This window comes from Marinobacter qingdaonensis, assembly GCF_034555935.1.
Lineage (GTDB): Bacteria > Pseudomonadota > Gammaproteobacteria > Pseudomonadales > Oleiphilaceae > Marinobacter > Marinobacter qingdaonensis.
Window position 1 is genome coordinate 612,812 of sequence record NZ_JAYDCJ010000003.1, and the last position, 21,799, is coordinate 634,610.

Here is a 21,799-nt window from a genome sequence, read left to right on the forward strand (position 1 = left end):
CCCTGATGCCGCCTGTCACCGCCCGTCACCCTATCCGCCACCCAGTGGCCCTGCTTGGCCTGTTTCTGTGCCTGGGGCTGGCCGGCTGCAGTTCCATGTACTACAGCGCCATGGAAAAGCTCGGGATCGAAAAGCGCGAGATCCTGGTGGACCGGGTCGGGGACGCCCGGGACGCCCAGAGCGAGGCCCAGGAAACCTTCCGCTCGTCCCTGGCGCGATTCCAGAGCGTAGTGGACACCCCGGACACGGCGCTGCAGGACAAGTACGACACCATCCGCACCGCGTATGAGGACAGCGAGGACGCCGCCGAGGCGGTGCGCGACCGGATCGATGCGGTGGAGGACGTGTCCGAGGCGTTGTTCGAGGAGTGGGAAGACGAGCTCGACCTGTACGAAAGCGCGTCCCTGCGGCGCAGCAGCGAGCGCCAGCTGGCCGAGACCCGAGATCAGTACGACTCGCTGATTGCCCGCATGCACCGGGCCGAGGCCAAGATGGCACCGGTGCTGGAGGCGTTCGAGGACCAGGTGTTGTTCCTCAAGCACAACCTGAACGCCCAGGCCATCGGCGCGCTCGAGCAGGAGCTGAGCCAGATCCGTTCCGATGTGGATAAGTTGATCCGCGAGATGGAAGACTCCATCGCCGAATCCGAAGCCTTCATCGAGCGGTTCCAGAGCGCCCAGTGACCGGGTAACGCGCCGGTCGCGGTATTCCGGAGCAACAAAAAGGGAAGCCAAGCTGGCTTCCCTTTTTTGTGCCGGTTTGCAGGCCGCTCACCCGGTCCGTTTCAGGTCTTCGGTGGAGATGGGCCGGAGCGCCTGGGTATCGCTGCGGTTGCCGAGGAAATCCGGGCGCGGCTTGTTGCCACAGAAGGGTTGCACCAGCTGGTTTTCCACACTGTTGTAGACAAAGAACAGGTTACTGCGCGGCCAGGGCGACATGTTGGCGTTGGAGGCGTGCAGGGTGTTGCACTCGAAGACGATCAGCGAGCCGGCCGGGCCCGTCGGCGCCTTGATGCCTTGCTGATCGACGATGCGGGCCAACTCCTTGTCACTGGGCACGCCCAGTTCCTGTTTCTTCAGGGACGACTGGTAATTGTCTTCCGGTGTGCGCCCGACGCAGGGCACGAAGGACTTGTGGGACCCGGGCACCAGCATCAGCGGCCCATTGAACGGTGTGTTGTCGGTCAGGGCGATGGAAAAGCTCACGGCGCGCATGCGCGGCATGCCGTCTTCGGCGTGCCAGGTTTCGAAATCCGAGTGCCAGTCGAAGCCTTTGCCGTGGAACCCCGGTTTGAAGTTGATCCGGGACTGGTGGATGTAGGCGTCGCTGCCCAGAAGCTGATGCACCATGGCCAGGATGTGTGGATCCCGGGTCAGCTGGTCGAAGCGCTCGGACAGCTGATGAATGCCGAAAATGGAGCGGATTTCCTGTTTGCCGGGCTCGGTGATGGTGCCCTCGGAGCGCAACACACCGTCGTCGTGTTCGTACGCGCGCAGGTCCTCGCGAAAGCGACGCACGGTGTCGGCGTCCAGGAAATTGTTGAACACCAGAAAGCCGTCGCGTTCGTACTGCGCCAGCTCCGTTTCACTCAGCGGGCCGTCGTTGCGGTCGGCGCCGGTGCTGTGGATAACTGGGTCCAGTCGATCGAAGGTGGGGGTGGGACGTTCCAGTCGGGTGGGATAAAAGTCGTCAGAACGAGTTTCCATATTCGAACCTCCTCACTTTTATGCTCGCAGTGCTCGTTACTAACCTCTTGAAATAACGTGAATTGGATAAAAATCCGTCGAATAAGTGCGGACGCTGGCGCCAAATTTCAAGGCCGGAATCCGGTCAGACCCGGAATTCCGGCCCTGATCCCTTAGCCGGTAAAGGCCATGTGCTCGTCGGCCAGCTGCATCACTGAGGCGGTCGGGCTGAGCATGCTGGTGGCATGGCTCTGGGCCCGGGGCAGCAGGCGCTCGTAGTAGAACTCGGCGGTGGCCAGCTTGGCCTGGTAGAAGGCCTCGGCGTCGGCGCCGCCGTTGTCCAACTTATCCACAGCCACGGCGGACTGGCGCAGCCAGATGTACGCCATGGTGACGTAGCCGCTGTACATCAGGAAATCGTGGGCGGCAGAGCTGACCAGGTCGCGGTCCTTGCGTGCGGCCAGCATGATCCGCACCGTCAGCCAGTTCCATTGGCCGGTCAGTTTCAGCAGTTCCAGCGCCATCGGACGCAGGCGCTTGTCGGTCAGCTGCTTGCGCGCGAAGTTGGCGACGTTCAGGGTGAACTCGCGCACCGCGCCGCCCTGGGTCATCAGCAGCACCTTGCGGCCGAGCAGGTCCAGGGCCTGGATGCCGGTGGTGCCCTCGTACAGGGTGGCGATGCGGGTGTCGCGGACAATCTGTTCCATGCCGTGCTCGCGAATGTAGCCGTGGCCACCGAACACCTGCATACCCAGATTGGCGGCCTCGCAGCCCATCTCGGTCAAAAAGCCCTTGAGGATCGGGGTCAGGAATCCGAGCTTGTCGTCGTAACGGGCCGCCTTCTTGTCATCGCCCTCGGTGTAGCCTTCCACCATATGGTCGGCCAGTCGCGCGGCGTAATAGAGCATGGCCCGGCCGCCCTCGGCGATGGCTTTCTGGGTCAGCAGCATGCGCCGGACATCGGCGTGGTGAATCAGCGCGTCGGCGACCTGGTCCGGTTCCTTCTTGCCCGACAGGGCGCGCATGGAGCGGCGCTCCCGGGCGTAATCCAGGGCCCATTGGTAGGACAGTTCGGCCGGGCCCACGCCCTGGATGGCGGTACCGATCCGGGCCGTGTTCATGAAGGTGAACATGCACTCCAGGCCCTGGTTCTCCGGACCGATCAGGAACCCCGTGGCGTCGTCGAAGTTCATCACGCAGGTGGCCGAGGCCTTGATGCCCATCTTCTTTTCCAGGCTGCCGCAGCTGACGCCGTTGCGTTCGCCGATGCCACCGTCGGCGCCGGGCAGGAACTTGGGCACGATGAACAGGCTGATGCCGCGGGTGCCTTTCGGGGCATCGGGCAGGCGCGCCAGCACTATGTGGACAATGTTCTCGGTCAGGTCGTGGTCGCCCGAGGAGATGAAGATCTTGGTGCCGGTGAGCCGGTAGCTGCCGTCGGCCTGGGGCTCGGCGCGGGTTTTCACCTGGCCCAGGTCGGTGCCGCACTGGGGTTCGGTCAGGCACATGGTACCGCCCCAGCGGCCCTCGGTGAGCGGGGTCAGGTAGGTGTCTTTCTGGTCGTCACTGCCGTGCAGGAAGATGGTGTTCATGGCGCCCAGGGACAGGCCCGGGTACATGGAGAAGGACCAGTTGGCGGTGCCCATCATTTCCTGCTTCAGCAAGCCCATGGACGCGGGCAGGCCCTGGCCACCGAACTCTTCCGGGGCCGACAGGCCCTGCCAGCCACCCTGGGCATACTGCTCGTAGGCGGCCTTGTAGCCGGCCGGGGTGGTGACCTCGCCGTTGTCCAGCCGGCAGCCTTCCTCGTCCCCGGACTGGTACAGTGGGCTGAGCACCTCCTCGCAGAAGCGACCGCACTCGGTCAGGATGGCGTCGACGATGTCCGGGGTGGCGTTGGCGCCACTGGCCAGGCCCTGGTAATGGCCGGGGTAGTCGAACACCTCGTTGAGCAGGAATTTCATGTCGCGCAGGGGCGCTTTGTACGTTGGCATAGGGCTTCCTCGTGTCTTCGGATCGGCAGACGGGGGAGGGTCAGGCCCTCCGATGGCCTCCGTTGTACGGTAATCCCGGGCCGCTGCCATTGACGAAAAGCGCCGGTGCCCGTGTCAGAAAAGACAATTGGCTGAAATGACGCAACCGGCGCCAGGCCTTGGTACGGGCTGATCGAAGTCCGGGGCCGGGGCGTATCTTGCACAGGTTTGCCCCATTCATCCGATCCTGTGCGAGTGTAAAAGTCATGCAAATTCCGTCTGTAAGCGTGTTCGTCTCTGGCCCGGTCCGGCTTCTCTGGGTATTGTTCACCCTGGGGCTGCTGGCCGGTTGTGCCGGTCCGTCCCTGGAGGATTACCGCGACCGGGAACCGGCGTTGGTCCCGGCCAGTTTTTTCACCGGTGAGTTGACCGCCCGGGGTGTGGTCAAGGATTACTCCGGTACCGTGATCCGAACTTTCGACGCCGAGATCACCGCGTCCTGGGACCAGGACGGTACCGGCACCCTGGACGAGGTGTTCCGGTTTGACGACGGCGAGGTCCAGACCCGGGTCTGGACCCTGACCCCGAACGGCGAGGGCTACCGGGCCACCGCCGGCGACGTGGTGGAGCCCGGTCAGATGCGCTGGCAGGGCAACGCCATTCACATGAACTACGTGCTGCGGGTGGCCTACGGCGATGGCACCCTGGATGTGCGCATGGACGACTGGATGTACCTGATCACCCCGGACACCCTGATCAACCAGACCACCATGAGCAAATGGGGGATCGACGTTGGTGAGATCGTGCTGGTGATCCAGAAACAGTAGCGGGTGCTGCTGTCCTGAAACCCCAACAGACCCTACCGACCCTGGAATGACGTATGTGGAAGCAATGGCTCATTGCACTGGTATTGGTGACCGTCGCGGCCGGCGCCGCGGTGGCCTATCGCATGGCCGAGGACGGCAGTCAGGCCCAGGCCGGCCGGGAACGCCCGCCCAGTGCGGTCAACACCCGAATGCCGGAACGGGACACGGTGCGGGATGTGGTCAAGTCGGTGGGCAACCTCCAGGCCCTCAATGCCGTGGAGCTGACCGCGGAGGTCAGTGGCCGGGTGGTGGCGGTGAATCTGCCGACCGGGGTGCGGGTCGAACGCGGCACCCTGTTGCTCAAGCTCGATGACCGTCAGGCCCGGGCCGAGCTGCAGGTGATCGAGTCCCAGCTCGCCGATGCCCGGCGCCAGTTCGACCGGGCCCAGCGCCTGAGTTCCAACAACAGCGTATCCCAGGCCGAGGTCGACGCCCTGCGGACCGCGGTGCGGGTGGCCGAAGCCCAGCGCGAGGCGGCCCAGGTGCGGTTGGACAATCACCGCATTGAAGCGCCGTTCGCCGGGGTGGTCGGCCTCAGTGATGTCGAGGTCGGCAGCTACGTCAATGCCGGCACCATGGTCACCACCCTGGACGCCACCGAGCGCATGGAGCTGAACTTCTCGGTACCCGAGCGCTACCTGGGCCAGGTCGGGCTGGGGCAGGCGGTGGTGGGCCAGTCCCCGGCCTATCCCGAGACCCGGTTCACCGGCGAACTGGTGCAGCTGGGCACCCGCATCAACCAGCTCAGTCGCGCCCTGCCGGTGCGGGCGCTGATCGACAACCCGGACGGCCGCCTGCGGCCCGGCCAGTTCATGACCGCCACCCTGACCCTGCAGGAACGCCAGGCGCTGCTGATCCCGGAACAGGCGGTGATGATCCGGGGGGACGAGCAGTACGTGTTCGTCGCCGAGGACGGCGTGGCCCGCCGCACCTCCGTGCGCCTGGGGGCCCGGATACCGGGTTGGGTCGAGGTCGCCGAGGGCCTGGGCCTTGAGGACGCGGTGATAGTCACCGGCCAGGACCGGATCAGCAACGGCGACCGTATCCGGGTTCTGGACAGCGACCAGGCCATTCCCGAGAACCGTTTCAATCCGTCCCTGGAGTCCTGACCGTGATCCTGTCCGATGTCTCCATCAAACGGCCGGTGTTTGCCACGGTCCTGAGTCTGCTGATCGTGGTGTTCGGCCTCGCCGCCCTGCTGGGACTGCCGGTGCGGGAGTACCCGGACATTGATCCGCCGGTGGTGTCGATTTCCACCGACTACATCGGCGCCGCCGCGGAAGTAGTGGACACCCAGATCACCCAGGTCGTCGAGGGCGCGATCAGTGGCATCGAGGGCATCCGCTCGATCGAGTCCTCCACCGAGCAGGGCGAATCCCGCACCAGTATCGAGTTTTCCACAGACCGGGACGTCGACATCGCCGCCAACGACGTCCGCGATGCGGTCTCGCGCATTGCCGACCAGCTGCCGGAAGAGGCCGAGTCGCCGGTGGTGAGCAAGGCCGATTCCGACGCTCGCCCGATGATGTGGATAACTTTGCGCAGCGACGTCTGGGACGCCGCCGAGCTCAGCGACTTCGCCGACCGGGCCCTGGCCGACCGGCTGTCGGTGCTTGATGGCGTGGCCGACGTCAGCATTGGCGGCGAGCGCCGCTACGCGATCCGGGTCTGGCTCGACCGGGAACGCCTGGCGGCCCGGGACATCACCGTGGCCGAGGTGGAAGCGGCGCTGGAAGCCAACAACGTGGAACTGCCGGCCGGCTCGGTGGATTCCTCGACCCGGAACTTCACGGTCCGGGCCGAAGGCCGGTTATCCACAGTCGAGGAATTCCGCCGCCTGGTGATCCGCCGCTCCGGCAACGAACTGCTGCGCCTGGGCGAGGTGGCCGACGTCCAGATGGGGGTGGAGTCCGATGTCAGCCGGCTCCGGGCCAACGGCCAGACCGCCATCGGCATGGGCATCATCCGCCAGTCCAAGGCCAACACCGTGTCGGTGTCGAACGCGGTGCGGGCGGAGCTGGAGAACATCCGCGCCACCCTGCCGCCGGAAGTCACCATCGCCGAGAGCTACGACGAGTCCATCTTCATCCGCGCCTCGATCAAGGAGGTGGTGACCACCCTGGCCATTGCCGTGGCCCTGGTGATCCTGGTGATCTTCCTGTTCCTGCGGTCCTGGCGCGCCACCCTGATTCCGGCCGTCACCATTCCGGTCGCAGTCATCGGCGCCTTCATCGGCCTGGGCTTCCTGGGCTTCTCGATCAACGTCCTGACCCTGTTGGCGGTGATCCTCGCCATCGGCCTGGTGGTGGACGACGCCATCGTCATGCTCGAGAACATCCAGCGCCGCATCGACAACGGCGAACCAGCCCTGCTGGCCTCCTACCGGGGCGCCAAGCAGGTGGCGTTCGCGGTCATAGCCACCACGCTGACCCTGGTCGCGGTGTTCGTGCCCATCTCGTTCATGGGCGGCAACATCGGTCGGCTGTTCGCGGAATTCGGCTTCACCCTGGCCGCGGCGGTGGTGGTCTCCAGCGTGGTGGCGCTGACCCTGGCGCCCATGCTCTGTTCCAAATGGCTCCGGCACAGCCCGGAATCGGCCGAGGGCCACCGGCTCTGGGCCGCCAGTGAACGGCTGCTGGAGGGCCTGAGCCAGGGCTACAAACGGCTGTTGGCGCTGGCCCTGAATCAGCCCGGGCTGTTGATCGGGGTCGGACTGGTGGGCCTGGTGCTGGCCGCGGTGGTGTTCCCGAAACTGCCCCAGGAGCTGGCGCCGACCGAGGACCGCGGCATCATCATCATGCCGGTCAGTGCCCCGCGCGGTGCCACCGTCGAATTCACCGATCATTACGTCCGTCAGGCCGAGGCCCGGCTGCTGCCGTACCTGGAGTCGGGTGACGCCAACCGGCTGCTGTCCATCGTCGGTTTCCGCAATGAGGAGGACAACGCCTTCATGATCATGGGGCTGTCGCCCTGGGAGCAGCGGGACATCAAGCAGCAACAGATCACCAGCGAACTGCGCGGCAAGCTGAGCGAGGTCACCGGCATCCGTGCGGTCGCGATCAATCCGCCGGGACTGGGCCAGCGCGGGTTCAACCAGCCGGTGCAGTTCGTCATCGCCGGCCCGGATTACGACTCGGTGCAGGCCTGGAGCGAGGAGCTGGTGGAACGGGCCAAGGACAACCCGAACCTGCTCAACCTGGAAACCGACTTCGAACTGACCCGGCCGGAATTGCGGGTGTCCATCGACCGGGAACGGGCCTCGGACCTGGACATCACCGTGCAGGACGTGGGCCTGACCCTACAGACCATGCTGGCCTCGCGCCAGGTCACCACCTACCTGGACCGGGGCCGGGAGTACGACGTCATTGTCCAGGCCGCGGACGCCGACCGCGCCACCCCCGACGACCTGGGCCAGATCTTCCTGCGGCCCCGGGCCGGGGGCGAGCTGATTCCGCTGCAGGCGCTGGTGTCGGTCGAGGAAATCGGCGCCAACCCGGACCTGCGCCGGATCGACCGGCTGCCAGCGGTGGTGGTCAGTGCCTCCCTGGCGGACGGCTACGACCTGGGGTCGGCGCTGACCTACCTGAACAACCTGGCTGTGGATAACTTACCGCCGGAGGCCCGGGTCAGCTACCAGGGCCTGTCCCGGGAATTCGAGGAATCCTCGGCCGCGGTCTACCTGACCTTCGGCCTGGCCTTCGTGATCGTGTTCCTGGTGCTGGCCGCCCAGTTCGAAAGTTGGATCCACCCGCTGATCATCATGCTGTCGGTGCCCCTGGCGGTGACCGGCGCGCTGCTGGCGCTCTGGTGGGCGGGTATCAGCCTGAACATCTACAGCCAGATCGGCATCATCATGCTGCTCGGGTTGATGGCCAAGAACGGCATTCTGATCGTCGAGTTCGCCAACCAGCTGCGCGATCGCGGCTACGAGGTCAGGGACGCGATTCTGGAAGGCGCCAGCCTGCGCTTCCGGCCGGTGCTGATGACCACCATTTCCACCGTGTTCGGGGCGGTGCCGCTGGTGATCGCTACCGGTGCCGGCGCCGAGAGCCGGGCCGCCATCGGTGTGGTCATTCTCGGGGGGCTGGTGTTCGCCACCACCCTGACCCTGTTCATCATTCCGGTGCTGTACAACCTGTTGGCGCGGTTTGCCAAGTCCGCCAACGCGGTGGAGAAGGAATTGGAGCGTCAGGCCGGTGGCCTGGGCGGCGGCTCGGGCCTGACCGCCTCACCCCAGAACCGGGCCGACGATTTCTGAGGGCAGGGCGGCCACCGGGGCCTGTGGATAACCGCTCACAGGGTCGACGGGAACGCCATCTGGCCGGAAAACACCTGGTCCGGGTGCAGGTCGACACAAAACACCTGGGCCCCGGCCTCGGTATAGAGGCTTGTGGATAAAGTTACCGTGCGCTTGGCATCGGGCAGACCGACGTAGGGCCGGGAGCAGTTGATGTCCTGGGGCCGCTCCAGGGCATTGCGAAAATACTCCCGGTGCTCCCAGCGCGCCCCGGCCGAGTGGTACAGCGGGTTGAACCGGCCCCGGTTCAGATCCCGGCGGGCGTGGGCCAGATTGCCTTGCTGCACGCCGCTGCCGTCCAGCAGGAAGCAGCGACTGACCCCGGTCAGGGCCAGCAGGCGCTGGCAGGCCTGGCGAAAATCCTGGCCCCGGGCCAGTTCGTGGCAGGCGTCCATGATCTCGAACCGCAGCAGGCGCAGGTAGCCGTTCTGGTCCTGCTGGTCCTGCAGCGACCATTCCCCGGAATCCACCAGCACCGAGCGCAGCCGGGCCTCGGACTTATCCACAGCGCTGTTGGCAATGGCATCGGGCTGGCCGAGCAGGAAGCCCTGCAGCAGGTCGGCCTCGGTGGCCAGGGCAATGCGGGCCTGGGCCGGGGTTTCAATGCCTTCCAGCAACACCAGACTGCCACTCTCGCGGATCATCCGGACCAGGCTCTGGAGTAACAGGTGGGCCCGGTTGTTGGTTTCGGCGTTGACCAGGAGGCTGCGGTCGAGTTTCACGATCAGCGGGTTGATGCGCCAGAGCCGCTCGAAGTTGGAATCGCCGACGCCGAAGTCGTCGATGGCAATCTGGAACTCCAGGGACCGGGCCTTGTGGATAAATGCCAGCAACGCCTCGGGGTTGTTCGAGCTGGTTTCCACCAGCTCCAGCACCACCTTCTCTGGGTGAATGCCGTTCTGGTGGCATTTGTCGGCCAGCCGCTGCAGGGAGGCGTCTGGATGCACGCAGGTGTCCGGGTTGATGTTCAGGAACAGCCACACCGGTTTGGCCTCGGCGGCAAAGTTATCCAGATGCAGGTGCAGCAGGTGCCGGTCCAGGGCCGGGGTCTGATCCTGGCGCGCCGCCTCGGCAAACAGGTCGACCGGCGAGATCGCCTGGTCCTCGCGGCGAACCCGAACCAGGGCCTCGTAGCCCACCAGTTTCTGATGGGTCGGGCTCAGGATCGGCTGGTACACCGAACGGAACTCATGGCTGTGGATAATGTGGGCGTCGGGCCGTTGGCCGGCATGGCTTCGGCGGGTAAATCGGACTACGCTGCTCATTCAGCAACCTCGTACCTTGCTGTCGTTGGAGCCGTCCTGGCCATGGGGTTGATCCGGTGCGGGCAGGGTGGGCTTGCGCAATCCGTGCCAATCTCGGCGCAATGACGGGAACCCCCTGTTGGCCGTGGTCGGCGCGGCTTGGACCCTTCGGCTGGCGGATCGGCGCCGCACAAGCACTGTGCGGATTCCACCGGGCGGGCAATAATGTGCACCAAAACAGGATGATAGATGGCCAATCAGAGTCAGTTTCGATTGCTGGGACAGCGGCGTTTCCTGCCGTTCTACCTGACCCAATTCTCCGGCGCGTTCAACGATAACCTGTACAAGAATGCCCTGCTGCTGTTGATAACTTTCAGCGCCGGCGGCCTGTTTGGCCTGTCGGTGAACGTGGTGGTGAATCTGGCGGCGTTCCTGTTCATCCTGCCGTTTTTCCTGTTCTCCGGCATTGCTGGCCAGATTGCCGACCAGTACGAAAAGGCCCGCATCATCCGCCTGGTCAAGCTGGCGGAGATTGCCATCATGGCCCTGGCCGCCATCGGGCTCTGGATAGGCCAGTATGAGCTGTTGCTGGTGCTGCTGTTCCTGATGGGCACCCAGTCCACCTTCTTCGGGCCGGTGAAATACGCCATCCTGCCCCAGGTGCTGGCGGAGGACGAACTGGTGGGCGGTAACGGCCTGGTCGGCATGGGTACCTTTGTCGCCATTCTGTTGGGGACCATCGCCGCCGGCCTGCTGATGGGGTTCGAAACCGCGGCCCGGCTGACCGCGGTGGCGGTGCTGGTGATGGCGGTGCTGGGGTATCTGGCGGCGCGCCAGGTACCGCCCACGCCGCACCAGCCGGCCCGGCTGGCGATCAGCCTGCGGCCGGTCCGGGAGACCCTGCATCTGATGGCGATTGCCGCGGAACGGCGCCGGGTGTTGCTGGCGGTGCTGACCATCTCCTGGTTCTGGTTCCTGGGCGCCGCCTACCTGACCCAGTTCCCCAACTTTGCCCGCACCAACCTGCAGGGCGACGAGACCGTGGTCACCCTGCTGCTGGCCATGTTCACCATCGGCATCTCCGTCGGCTCCATGCTTTGCGAGCGCCTGACCAAGCACCGGATATCCCTGGTGCCGGTGCCCTGGGGCGCACTGGGCCTGACCCTGCTGGGGGTCGACCTGTACTTCGCGGTACCGGCCGAGCCCATCACCTCCACCTGGCTGACCCTGCTGACCGACCCGGTCTACCTGCGGGTGTTGCTGGACCTGGTGGGCATCGGGGTCTGCGGTGGCCTGTTTATCGTGCCCCTGTACGCGTTCATCCAGCACGAAACCCCGATCCACAAGCGCGCGCGGATCATTGCCGCGCTCAATGTCATCAATGCCCTGTTCATGGTGGTCAGTGCCCTGACCGGGATTCTGGTCCTGGGCATCTTGGAACTGAGCATTCCCGGATTCTTCCTGCTGCTTTCAATCCTCAACGCCCTGGTGTGGCTGGTGGTCTGGCACTTGCGCCGGGTCGACCGGGCGCGCGTTGTGGATAATTGATGGGACAAACTTCGGATAAGCTCTGAACGAATTAATCAGAAGTGTTTTAAAACAATATCTTATATTTGATTTTAGGGCCTTTCGGGGGGCGTTTCTGATGTGGATAACTGTCTTGAAAACTTTTTTAAGAAGCGCTTCACAAGCGTATGAAAAGTCGCAGGTTTCGGTTTTCCACTAGACGATCGGGCGGGAAATCGGTCGGCACTCACGGCGCACTCCCGGGATGGTGGTTTTCCATACCCTGTCATCCTGGTTAAAATTTGCACATTCCGACTGCATTTTCCCTGGCGAGGCGTTATACTCGCCGGCCTGATTTTTTCCCCGAATTCCGAGGTGTACTGTGGATTTTCCGACCCGTTTCGATGTCATTGTCATTGGTGGTGGCCATGCCGGTACCGAGGCCGCGCTGGCAGCGGCCCGCATGGGCTCGCAAACGCTGCTGCTGACCCACAACATCGAGACCCTGGGCCAGATGTCTTGCAACCCCGCCATTGGCGGCATCGGCAAGAGTCACCTGGTGAAGGAAATCGACGCCCTGGGCGGCGCCATGGCCACGGCCACCGACCGCGCCGGTATCCAGTTCCGGGTGCTCAACAGCCGCAAGGGCCCGGCCGTCCGGGCCACCCGTGCCCAGGCCGATCGCGTGCTGTACAAGGCCGCCATCCGTGAGGTGCTGGAAAACCAGCCGAACCTGACCCTGTTCCAGCAGGCTGCCGACGACCTGATTGTGGAGAACGACCAGGTCACCGGTGTGGTGACCCAGACCGGTATCCGCTTCAACGCCAAGACCGTGGTGCTGACCACCGGCACCTTCCTGGGGGGAGTTATCCACATCGGCATGCAGCAGCATTCCGGCGGCCGGGCCGGCGATGCCCCGGCCAATGCCCTGGCCCGGCGCCTGCGGGAACTGCCGTTCAACGTCGGCCGGCTGAAAACCGGTACGCCGCCGCGCATCGACGCCCGGTCGGTGGATTTCTCGGTGATGGACCAGCAGTGGGGCGACACCCCGGCGCCGGTGATGTCGTTTACCGGTAGCCGGGACCAGCACCCGGAGCAGATCTGCTGCTACGTCACCCGCACCACCGAGCAGACCCACGACATCATCCGCTCCGGTTTTGACCGCTCGCCCATGTTCGCCGGCAACATCGAAGGCGTGGGGCCGCGTTACTGTCCGTCCATTGAGGACAAGGTCAACCGGTTCGCCGACAAGGACTCGCACCAGATTTTCGTGGAGCCCGAGGGCCTGACCACCAACGAGCTCTATCCCAACGGCATTTCCACCAGCCTGCCGTTCGATATCCAGCTGGCGGCGGTGCGCTCGATCCCGGGCTTTGAGAACGCCCACATCACCCGGCCGGGTTACGCCATCGAATACGATTACCTGAACCCCCAGGATCTGCGCCATACTCTGGAGACCAAGTTCATCCAGGGCCTGTATTTTGCCGGCCAGATCAATGGCACCACCGGCTACGAGGAAGCCGGCGCCCAGGGTCTGCTGGCGGGCATCAACGCCGCGCTGCGGGCCCAGGACAAGGAGCAGTGGTACCCGCGCCGGGACGAAGCCTATCTGGGCGTGCTGGTGGACGACCTGATCACCATGGGCACCAGCGAGCCGTACCGCATGTTCACCAGCCGCGCCGAGTACCGGCTGATCCTGCGTGAGGACAACGCCGACCTGCGCCTGACCGAAACCGGGCGCAAGCTGGGGCTGGTGGACGATCACCGCTGGCAGCTGTTCAACGCCAAGCGCGACGGCATTGCCACCGAGCGCAGCCGGCTGGAATCCACCCGCATCCATCCGAACACCGAGGCCGGTGAGCGCGCCAACGGCTTCCTGAAACAGCCGATGACCCGGGACCAGTCCCTGGCCGAGCTGCTGCGCCGCCCGGAGATCGAGTACCGGCACATCGCCGAGATCGGTGCGGCCCAGGCCGAGGACGCCAACGTCGCCGACCAGGTCGAGATCGAGATCAAGTACGAAGGCTACATCTCGCGTCAGGCCGACGAGATCGAACGGCTGCGCCGCAACGAGAACACCGAGCTGCCGGTGGATCTGGACTACGACGTGATCGGTGGCCTGTCCAACGAGATCAAGCAGAAACTCAAGGAAGTGCGGCCGGAAACCGTGGCCCAGGCCTCCCGGATCCAGGGCGTGACCCCGGCGGCGGTGAGCCAGATCCTGGTGCATCTGAAGAAGCGCGACCTGTTTCGCAAGCAGAGTGCCTGATCTGATCCCATGACCCACGCACTCTCCAATGCAATCTGGCAAGACCAGCTCCGGGACGGGCTGGCGGCAATGGATCTGTCCCTCAGTGACAGCCAGCAACAGCAGTTGCTGGCCTTTCTGGCGCTGCTCAACAAGTGGAACCGGGCCTACAATCTGACCGCGGTACGGGATGAGCGGACCATGGTGTCCCGGCAATTGCTGGACAGCCTGAGCATCCTGCCCTGGGTGCGCACCGACCATCTGCTCGACGTTGGCGCCGGCGGCGGCCTGCCGGGCATTCCCCTGGCCATCGCCCTGCCCGGGCGCCGGTTCACCCTGCTCGACAGCAACGGCAAGAAAACCCGGTTCCTGAACCAATGCGTGCTCGAGCTCGGGCTGACCAACGTCGAGGTGATCCACGGCCGGGCCGAAGCCTGCCAGCCCGAGCGGCCGTTTGCCCAGATCAGCAGCCGGGCTTTCACGGCGCTGGCCAACCTGGTGACCTGGTGCGACGATCTGCTCGCCGATGACGGCGAGTTCCTTGCTATGAAAGGTCAGTTTCCGGATGATGAAGTGGCTGACCTTCCGGCCGGCTGGCAGGTAGAATCCCGCCATTCGCTGGCAGTACCCGGCGCCGACGGCGACCGCCACCTGCTGGTGGTTGCCCGGGCAGCATCACCCCAGTAACCCGCATTTAGGAGGCGAGACATGGCGCGCGTGATTGCAGTGACCAATCAGAAAGGCGGTGTGGGTAAAACCACCACCTGCGTCAATCTTGCTGCGTCACTGGCGGCCACCAAGCGCCGGGTGTTGCTGGTGGACATGGACCCCCAGGGTAACGCCACCATGGGCAGCGGTGTGGACAAGAACGCCCTGTCCCTGTCCGGCTACGACGTGCTGACCAAGCGCGGCACCGTGGCCGAGGTGACTTTCCTGGCCGAGGCCTCGGGTTTTGACATACTGCCGGCCAACGGCGACTTGACCGCCGCAGAAGTCGAGTTGATGAACGAGATCGGGCGCGAGCACCGGCTGCGGCTGGCGCTGAACACCGTGCGCGACAACTACGACTACATCCTGATCGACTGCCCGCCGTCGCTCAGCCTGCTCACCGTCAACGCCCTGTCGGCCGCCGACTCGGTGCTGATCCCGATGCAGTGCGAGTACTACGCCCTGGAGGGACTGGCGGCGCTGATGAACACCGTCGAGCAGATCCAGGAGACGGTGAATCCCAACCTGCAGGTCGAAGGTATCCTGCGCACCATGTACGACCCCCGTAACAGCCTGACCCTGGATGTGTCCGGCCAGTTGAGCGAGTACTTCGGCGACAAGGTCTATCGTGCGGTCATTCCCCGCAACGTCCGGCTGGCGGAAGCGCCCAGCTACGGCATGCCGGCGCTCAAGTACGACCGCACCTCCAAGGGGGCCGTGGCCTACCTGGCCCTGGCCGGGGAAATGGTCCGGCGCCATGGCTCGGCAAAGACATCCGCGCCGGTTGCGGTGTAACATACCGCCCAGCCATCCAAGCACGCACAACGAATTTCAACAGGAAGAATGACTGACACCATGGCGGCGAAAAAACGAGGATTGGGCGAGCGTGGGCTGGGTGCCCTGCTGGCGGGCTCCAAGGTCAACCTCGACCAGGAACTGACCGACCACGACGGCGAACTGCGCGAGGTTCCGATCGATCTGATCCAGCGTGGTCGGTACCAGCCCCGTCGGGACATGGACCCGGCCGCCCTGCAGGAACTGGCGGATTCCATCCGTCAGCAAGGTGTCATGCAGCCGGTGGTGGTCCGCCCCATCGCCGAAGGCCGCTACGAACTGATTGCCGGTGAGCGTCGCTGGCGCGCCACCCAGATGGCCGACCTCGACCGCATCCCCGCCATCATCCGGGACGTGCCGGACGAAGCCGCCATCGCCATGGCGCTGATCGAGAACATCCAGCGCGAAAACCTCAACCCGATCGAGGAAGCCTTCGCCCTGCAGCGGCTGCAGGACGAGTTCGGGCTGACCCAGGCCCAGGTGGCGGAAGCCGTGGGCAAGTCCCGCACCACCATCACCAACCTGCTGCGGCTGATTGGCCTGACCGAAGACGTGCGGTTGATGCTCGAGCACGGCGACCTGGAAATGGGCCATGGCCGGGCCATGCTAACCCTGCCCCCGGAACTGCAGATGCAGGTGGCCAAGCAGGTGGTGGCCAAATCCCTGTCGGTGCGCCAGACCGAGGCCCTGGTGCGCCGGGTCCAGCAGGAGACCCCAGGCAAGAAGGCCGGCAAGTCCGACGCCATCGACCCCAACATCCGGGCCCTGCAGGACGACCTGGCCGAGCGCCTGGGCGCCCGGGTTTCCATCGCCCACGGCCAGCGTGGCAAGGGCAAGCTGGTGATCGAATACAGCTCCCTGGACGAACTTGACGGAATTCTGGGTCATATCAAGTAATTTGGCCCATTTTCCTAGTACTTTCGGCCCCCGCTAAAATCGCCGATCGGCGTCTTACACAACATGTAGTGGTCCGGTGATCGCTGTTCACCTATTTGTGACCATCCCCCCGAAATGCCGCGGAATTCGCCCGTTCTGGACCGGTCAAGGACTCGCCGGTTTTGTTGATTCGTGCACATTGAACACATATAATCTGCGGCGCTCGTATCGGTGTATTTGTCTAATTTTTAAACTGCATCGAGTGAATAGGCACCGTACATTCGGGACAACAATGACGAAGACAACGCCGAGCGGTATCCGCCGCCCGCCTATCGCACGATGGTTTGTCATACAGAGTGTGATACTGGTCTTGGTCAGCCTGACGTTTCTCGCTCTGCGTGGTCAGGTTTCCGGTTATTCAGCGCTTCTGGGCGGTCTTATTTTTCTACTGCCCCACGGTTATTTTGCGCTCAAGGCATTCCGCTACGCCGGCGCGCGGTCTGCCAAAAAGATCATGAGTTCTTTTTACCAGGGTGAGGCCGGCAAGCTCATCCTGTGCGCCATCTCCTTCACGATGGTGTTCAAATGGATTCAGCCGCTTGATATAGCGGCACTTTTTTTAACATTTGCGATCATGCTGGTCACCAACTGGTTGACACCGCTTCTGGCGGGCAGCAATACGCAGCAAAGCTAACTGGACCTGGGAAACCGTTATGGCAGGAAGTGCATCCGAATATATCCAGCATCACCTCCAGAACCTCACCTACGGTAAGCTGCCGGCAGGCTATGAGCGTGCCGACGGAACCGTAATCGAAGAATCCACCTGGACACTCGCGCGAACTTCCGCCGAAGCCTCCGACATGGGCTTCTGGGCGCTGCACATCGACTCTCTGGGCTGGGCCGTAGGCTTGGGTGTGCTGTTCCTGTTCCTGTTCCGCATGGCCGCCAAGAAGGCCACCTCCGGCCAGCCCGGTGGTCTGCAGAACTTCGTCGAAGTGATGGTCGAGTTCGTCGACAACAGCGTGAAGGAAACTTTCCACGGCCGTAACAAGGTCATTGCGCCGCTGGCATTGACCATTTTCTGCTGGGTATTCCTGATGAACCTGATGGACCTGGTGCCGGTCGACTTCCTGCCCCAGCTGTTCCACCTGATGGGTCTGGAGTACATGAAGGTGGTTCCGACCACCGACGTCAACGTGACTCTGGGTATGTCCCTGTCGGTGTTCTTCCTGATCATCTACTACAGCCTGAAGGTCAAGGGCGTGGGCGGCTTCCTCGGTGAGCTGACCCTGCACCCCTTCTCTTCCGACAACCTGTTCCTCAAGATTCTGCTGGTTCCGGTGAACCTGCTGCTGGAGGGCGTGAGCCTGATCGCCAAGCCGATCTCCCTGGCCCTGCGTCTGTTCGGTAACCTGTACGCCGGCGAGCTGATCTTCATCCTGATTGCGCTGCTGCCGCTGTGGGCACAGTGGACGCTGTCTGTTCCCTGGGCGATTTTCCACATCCTGGTCATCACCCTGCAGGCATTCATCTTTATGATGTTGACGATCGTGTACCTGAGCATGGCTCACGAAGACAGTCACTGATCGGACACCATTAAGCCGTAGTTTTTAAACCCTAACCGTTAACCTGAAAACCTAAACTGAAAACTGGGAGTTATCATGGAAACTGTAGTTGGAATGACCGCGATTGCCGTTGCACTGCTGATTGGTCTGGGTGCCCTGGGTACCGCCATTGGCTTTGGTATCCTCGGTGGCAAGTTCCTGGAAGGCGCTGCGCGTCAGCCGGAAATGACCCCGATGCTGCAGGTTAAAATGTTCATCGTTGCTGGTCTGCTGGACGCCGTAACCATGATCGGTGTTGGTATCGCACTGTTCTTCACTTTCGCCAACCCGTTTGTCGGCCAGATCGCCGGTTAATTGAGTCGCCAGCCGGGGGTCCACCCCGGTCAGATGATTCTTAACAAACAAGGCGAGAGGTGAAGACGTGAACATTAATTTGACGATGATTGGTCAAGCCATCGCGTTCTTTATCTTTGTCGTCTTCTGCATGAAATACGTGTGGCCGCCGATTATGGCCGCACTGCAGGAGCGTCAAAAGAAGATCGCTGACGGACTGGCTGCCTCAGACCGCGCTGCGCGCGATCTGGAACTGGCTCAGGAAAAGTCAGCTCAGGAACTGCGGGAAGCCAAACAGCAAGCGGCTGGCCTGATTGAACAGGCGAACAAGCGCGCGGCCCAGATTGTGGAAGCATCCAAGGATGACGCCCGCAAGGAAGGCCAGAAGCTGATTGAGCAGGCCAAGGCCGAAATTGAACAGGAGCGTAATCAGGCTCGCGACGCGCTGCGTGCAGAAATTGCCGCCATCGCCGTTGCCGGTGCTGAGAAGATCCTGGAAACCTCTGTCGATGCCTCCAAGCACAACGAGATGTTGGAAAAACTGGCGGCAGAACTTTAAACGACGAGGTTCATCATGGCAGAACTGAGAACGCTGGCCCGTCCCTACGCAAAAGCAGCATTCAAGGCCGCTCAGGAGCACGAGCAGCTGGCTGAGTGGTCCCAGGTGCTGACGATTGCCGGACAGGTCACCGCGAACGAAGACATTCGACAGCTTCTCGCGAATCCGGGTCTGGAAGAGCAGAAGAAGGCCGAGCTGATCCTCGAAGTCGCCGAAGACGGCGTCACCGAGCAGGTTCGTAACTTCTTCGCCGTACTGGCAGAGAATCGCCGGCTGACTCTTCTCCCTGAGATTGCAGCGCTCTTCAACACGTACCGGGCTGATCTGGAGCGCACTGTTGATATCGAAGTGACCGCAGCCTTCGAGCTGACGGACGAACAGCAACAGAAGCTCGCCCAGGCACTCTCGACCAAACTCGAGCGAAAAGTGTCACTCGCAGCGTCTACCGACAAGTCTCTGATTGGCGGCGCAATCATTCGCACCGGCGATCTGGTCATTGACGCTTCTGTACGCGGAAAGCTGACCAAGCTGGCCGACGCTCTGGGCTCCTGATTTCAGCACAAGGTTTGAGGATATTGGCATGCAGCAACTGAATCCATCCGAGATCAGTGACATCATCAAGAAGAGAATCGAGAAACTCGATATCTCTTCCGAAGCAAAGAACGAAGGTACGATCCTGTCGGTTTCCGACGGCATCGTGCTGATCCACGGTCTCGCCGACGTTATGTACGGTGAGATGATTGAATTCGCCAACGGCACATTCGGCATGGCTCTGAACTTGGAGCGTGATTCCGTCGGTGCCGTTGTCCTGGGTGACTACGAAGGTCTGGCCGAAGGCCAGAAGGTTCGTTGCACCGGCCGCATCCTGGAAGTTCCGGTAGGTCCGGAGCTGATGGGTCGTGTGGTCGACGGTCTGGGTAACCCGATCGACGGTAAAGGCGATCTGGGCACCGACCTGACCTCTCCGGTCGAGAAGGTCGCGCCTGGCGTAATCGCCCGTCAGTCCGTTGATGAGCCGGTTCAGACTGGTCTGAAAGCCATCGACACCATGGTGCCGATCGGTCGTGGCCAGCGTGAGCTGATCATCGGTGACCGTCAGATTGGTAAGACCGCCGTCGCCATCGACGCGATCATTAACCAGAAAGACACCGGCATCAAGTGTATCTACGTTGCCGTTGGCCAGAAGCAGTCTTCCATCGCCGCGGTTGTCCGCAAGCTGGAAGAGCACGGCGCCATGGACCACACCATCGTGGTTGCCGCCGGTGCCGCTGACCCGGCCGCCATGCAGTTCCTGGCACCCTACTCCGGTACCTCCATGGGTGAATACTTCCGTGACCGTGGCGAAGACGCCCTGATCATCTACGATGATCTGTCCAAGCAGGCTGTGGCTTACCGCCAGATCTCCCTGCTGCTGCGTCGTCCGCCGGGCCGTGAAGCTTACCCGGGTGACGTTTTCTACCTGCACTCACGTCTGCTGGAGCGCGCCTCCCGCGTGAACGCCGACTACGTAGAGCAGCTGACCAACGGTGAAGTGAAAGGCCAGACCGGTTCCCTGACCGCGCTGCCGATCATCGAGACCCAGGCCGGTGACGTTTCCGCGTTCGTACCGACCAACGTGATCTCCATCACCGACGGCCAGATCTTCCTGGAAACCAACCTGTTCAACTCCGGCATCCGTCCGGCGATGAACGCCGGTGTCTCCGTATCCCGGGTTGGTGGCTCTGCCCAGACCAAGATCATGAAGAAGCTCGGCGGTAACATCCGTCTGGCCCTGGCCCAGTACCGTGAACTGGCCGCTTTCGCCCAGTTTGCTTCCGACCTCGACGAAGCAACTCGTAAGCAGCTCGAGCACGGTCAGCGTGTTACGGAACTCATGAAGCAGAACCAGTACAGCCCGCTGTCCGTGGCAGAAATGGGTACCGTTCTGTTCGCAGCCAACGAAGGCTTCCTGGACGACGTTGATGTCGACAAGGTAGTGAAGTTCGAAGCGCAGATGCTTGACTGGATGCGCTCCGAGCAGAAAGACCTGCTCGCCAAGATCAACGAGAAAGGCGATTACAACGACGAAATCGCTGCCGGCCTCAAAGCTGCACTTGAGAAATTCAAGACCACTCAGAGCTGGTAAGAATGGGGGCCTGCGGCAAGTGTCGCGGGCCGCTTTCGTAGCAACGAGTGTCTAACTTGAGAAGGCAGTGAGTTATGGCCGTCGGCAAAGAAATACGTAACCAGATTTCCAGCATCAAGAGCACGCAGAAGATCACCAGCGCCATGGAAATGGTTGCGGCGAGCAAGATGCGTAAGGCTCAGGAGCGCATGCAGGCGACTCGCCCGTATGCCGAGAAGATGCGTCAGATGATCGGGCACATTGCCAAGGCGAATGCTCAGTACAAGCACCCGTTCATGGTCGAGCGCGAGGTTAAGCGCGTGGGCTATATCGTGGTGTCGACTGATCGTGGTCTCTGCGGTGGTCTGAACATCAACCTGTTCAAAACGCTTGTCCGTGAAATGAAAGCGTGGAAAGAAAAAGGTGTGGAAACCGATCTGTGCGCCATCGGACAGAAAGGGGCGTCCTTTTTCCGGAGCTACGGCGGCAACGTCGTTGCGGCGTTGACCCATCTGGGGGACAACCCGAGCTCTGAAAAACTCATCGGCAACGTCAAGGTTATGCTGGACGCGTTCTCGGAAGGCAAGATCGACCGCTTGTATGTGGTCAGCAACGAGTTCGTGAACACCATGACCCAGAGCCCGAAGGTGGAGCAGCTTCTGCCCCTGCCGGAAGGCGAAGACGAAGAAGAGATCAAGAACCAGTGGGATTATCTCTACGAGCCCGATGCCAGGCAGATCCTCGATGGCCTTCTGCCACGTTTTATTGAATCCCAGGTATACCAGGGTGTGGTAGAGAATCTGGCATGTGAACAGGCAGCCCGGATGATCGCCATGAAGAGCGCAACTGATAACGCCGGTGGCATCATCGACGAACTTCAGCTGGCTTACAACAAGGCGCGTCAGGCAGCCATCACCCAAGAGATTTCGGAGATTGTGAGCGGCGCGGCTTCGGTCTAAAGCGCCCCACAGTCCAACTGGTTTTATTGACTACTAAGATAA

Annotated in this window: 19 protein-coding genes; 16 read left to right on the forward strand and 3 right to left on the reverse strand. The window is 62.6% G+C overall.

Translation table 11 applies throughout. The features are described 5' to 3' along the window. Positions 1-5: 5 nt before the first annotated feature. Positions 6-683 (forward strand): DUF2959 domain-containing protein, encoded by a 678-nt coding sequence (locus tag U5822_RS06015; protein WP_425258833.1) that lies wholly within the window; start codon positions 6-8, stop codon positions 681-683. Positions 684-770: 87 nt separating this feature from the next. Here U5822_RS06015 and thpD read toward each other — a convergent pair whose 3' ends face one another. Both thpD and U5822_RS06025 read right to left on the reverse strand, forming a co-directional pair. Then, positions 771-1,706 carry an ectoine hydroxylase gene (gene thpD / locus U5822_RS06020; protein WP_322854724.1) on the reverse strand — a complete coding sequence of 312 codons (936 nt, stop codon included), beginning with the start codon at positions 1,704-1,706 and terminating at the stop codon, positions 771-773. 152 nt (positions 1,707-1,858) lie between these two features. Next, the gene (locus tag U5822_RS06025; protein WP_322854725.1) at positions 1,859-3,679 is read right to left on the reverse strand and encodes an acyl-CoA dehydrogenase C-terminal domain-containing protein; all 1,821 of its coding nucleotides are present in this window, start codon (positions 3,677-3,679) and stop codon (positions 1,859-1,861) included. Positions 3,680-3,924: 245 nt separating this feature from the next. Between U5822_RS06025 and U5822_RS06030 the strand changes: the two genes are divergently transcribed. The 3 genes from U5822_RS06030 to U5822_RS06040 are packed head-to-tail and all read left to right on the forward strand — an operon-like array spanning position 3,925 to position 8,782. Continuing rightward, positions 3,925-4,485 (forward strand): DUF3833 domain-containing protein, encoded by a 561-nt coding sequence (locus U5822_RS06030; protein ID WP_322854726.1) that lies wholly within the window; start codon positions 3,925-3,927, stop codon positions 4,483-4,485. 53 nt (positions 4,486-4,538) lie between these two features. Beyond that, entirely contained in the window at positions 4,539-5,633 is a 1,095-nt protein-coding gene (locus tag U5822_RS06035; protein ID WP_322854727.1) for an efflux RND transporter periplasmic adaptor subunit, read from the forward strand. Between the two features lie 2 nt (positions 5,634-5,635). Further along, positions 5,636-8,782: an efflux RND transporter permease subunit gene (locus U5822_RS06040; protein WP_322854728.1), complete on the forward strand. Its 3,147-nt coding sequence runs from the start codon at positions 5,636-5,638 to the stop codon at positions 8,780-8,782. A 35-nt stretch (positions 8,783-8,817) separates the two neighbouring features. Here the strand turns inward: U5822_RS06040 and U5822_RS06045 are convergent, their stop codons facing one another. Beyond that, the gene (locus U5822_RS06045) at positions 8,818-10,086 is read right to left on the reverse strand and encodes an EAL domain-containing protein (protein ID WP_322854729.1); all 1,269 of its coding nucleotides are present in this window, start codon (positions 10,084-10,086) and stop codon (positions 8,818-8,820) included. A gap of 228 nt (positions 10,087-10,314) precedes the next feature. Between U5822_RS06045 and U5822_RS06050 the strand changes: the two genes are divergently transcribed. From U5822_RS06050 to atpG, 12 genes are all read left to right on the forward strand, one after another. Then, a complete protein-coding gene (locus U5822_RS06050) occupies positions 10,315-11,613 on the forward strand; it encodes an MFS transporter (RefSeq protein WP_322854730.1) in 1,299 nt (432 codons plus the stop codon). Positions 11,614-11,953: 340 nt separating this feature from the next. After that, positions 11,954-13,840, forward strand: coding sequence for a tRNA uridine-5-carboxymethylaminomethyl(34) synthesis enzyme MnmG (mnmG, locus tag U5822_RS06055; protein WP_322854731.1), 1,887 nt, complete (start codon positions 11,954-11,956; stop codon positions 13,838-13,840). A 9-nt stretch (positions 13,841-13,849) separates the two neighbouring features. Continuing rightward, positions 13,850-14,506: a 16S rRNA (guanine(527)-N(7))-methyltransferase RsmG gene (gene rsmG / locus U5822_RS06060; protein ID WP_322854732.1), complete on the forward strand. Its 657-nt coding sequence runs from the start codon at positions 13,850-13,852 to the stop codon at positions 14,504-14,506. A gap of 21 nt (positions 14,507-14,527) precedes the next feature. Beyond that, positions 14,528-15,322, forward strand: coding sequence for a ParA family protein (locus U5822_RS06065; protein ID WP_322854733.1), 795 nt, complete (start codon positions 14,528-14,530; stop codon positions 15,320-15,322). Positions 15,323-15,382: 60 nt separating this feature from the next. Further along, complete coding sequence (locus U5822_RS06070; RefSeq protein ID WP_322856890.1) at positions 15,383-16,258, forward strand: ParB/RepB/Spo0J family partition protein; 876 nt, start codon at positions 15,383-15,385, stop codon at positions 16,256-16,258. A gap of 271 nt (positions 16,259-16,529) precedes the next feature. Continuing rightward, a complete protein-coding gene (locus U5822_RS06075; RefSeq protein WP_322854734.1) occupies positions 16,530-16,931 on the forward strand; it encodes a F0F1 ATP synthase subunit I in 402 nt (133 codons plus the stop codon). 19 nt (positions 16,932-16,950) lie between these two features. Continuing rightward, positions 16,951-17,823 (forward strand): F0F1 ATP synthase subunit A, encoded by an 873-nt coding sequence (atpB, locus tag U5822_RS06080; RefSeq protein ID WP_322854735.1) that lies wholly within the window; start codon positions 16,951-16,953, stop codon positions 17,821-17,823. A gap of 75 nt (positions 17,824-17,898) precedes the next feature. Continuing rightward, positions 17,899-18,156, forward strand: a complete 258-nt coding sequence (atpE, locus tag U5822_RS06085; protein ID WP_012138088.1) for a F0F1 ATP synthase subunit C — start codon at positions 17,899-17,901, stop codon at positions 18,154-18,156. A gap of 67 nt (positions 18,157-18,223) precedes the next feature. After that, complete coding sequence (locus U5822_RS06090; protein WP_322854736.1) at positions 18,224-18,694, forward strand: F0F1 ATP synthase subunit B; 471 nt, start codon at positions 18,224-18,226, stop codon at positions 18,692-18,694. A gap of 15 nt (positions 18,695-18,709) precedes the next feature. Next, complete coding sequence (locus tag U5822_RS06095; protein WP_322854737.1) at positions 18,710-19,246, forward strand: F0F1 ATP synthase subunit delta; 537 nt, start codon at positions 18,710-18,712, stop codon at positions 19,244-19,246. Between the two features lie 28 nt (positions 19,247-19,274). Next, positions 19,275-20,819 carry a F0F1 ATP synthase subunit alpha gene (gene atpA / locus U5822_RS06100; protein ID WP_322854738.1) on the forward strand — a complete coding sequence of 515 codons (1,545 nt, stop codon included), beginning with the start codon at positions 19,275-19,277 and terminating at the stop codon, positions 20,817-20,819. A gap of 74 nt (positions 20,820-20,893) precedes the next feature. Continuing rightward, positions 20,894-21,757: a F0F1 ATP synthase subunit gamma gene (gene atpG / locus U5822_RS06105; RefSeq protein ID WP_322854739.1), complete on the forward strand. Its 864-nt coding sequence runs from the start codon at positions 20,894-20,896 to the stop codon at positions 21,755-21,757. The last annotated feature ends 42 nt before the right edge of the window (positions 21,758-21,799 follow it).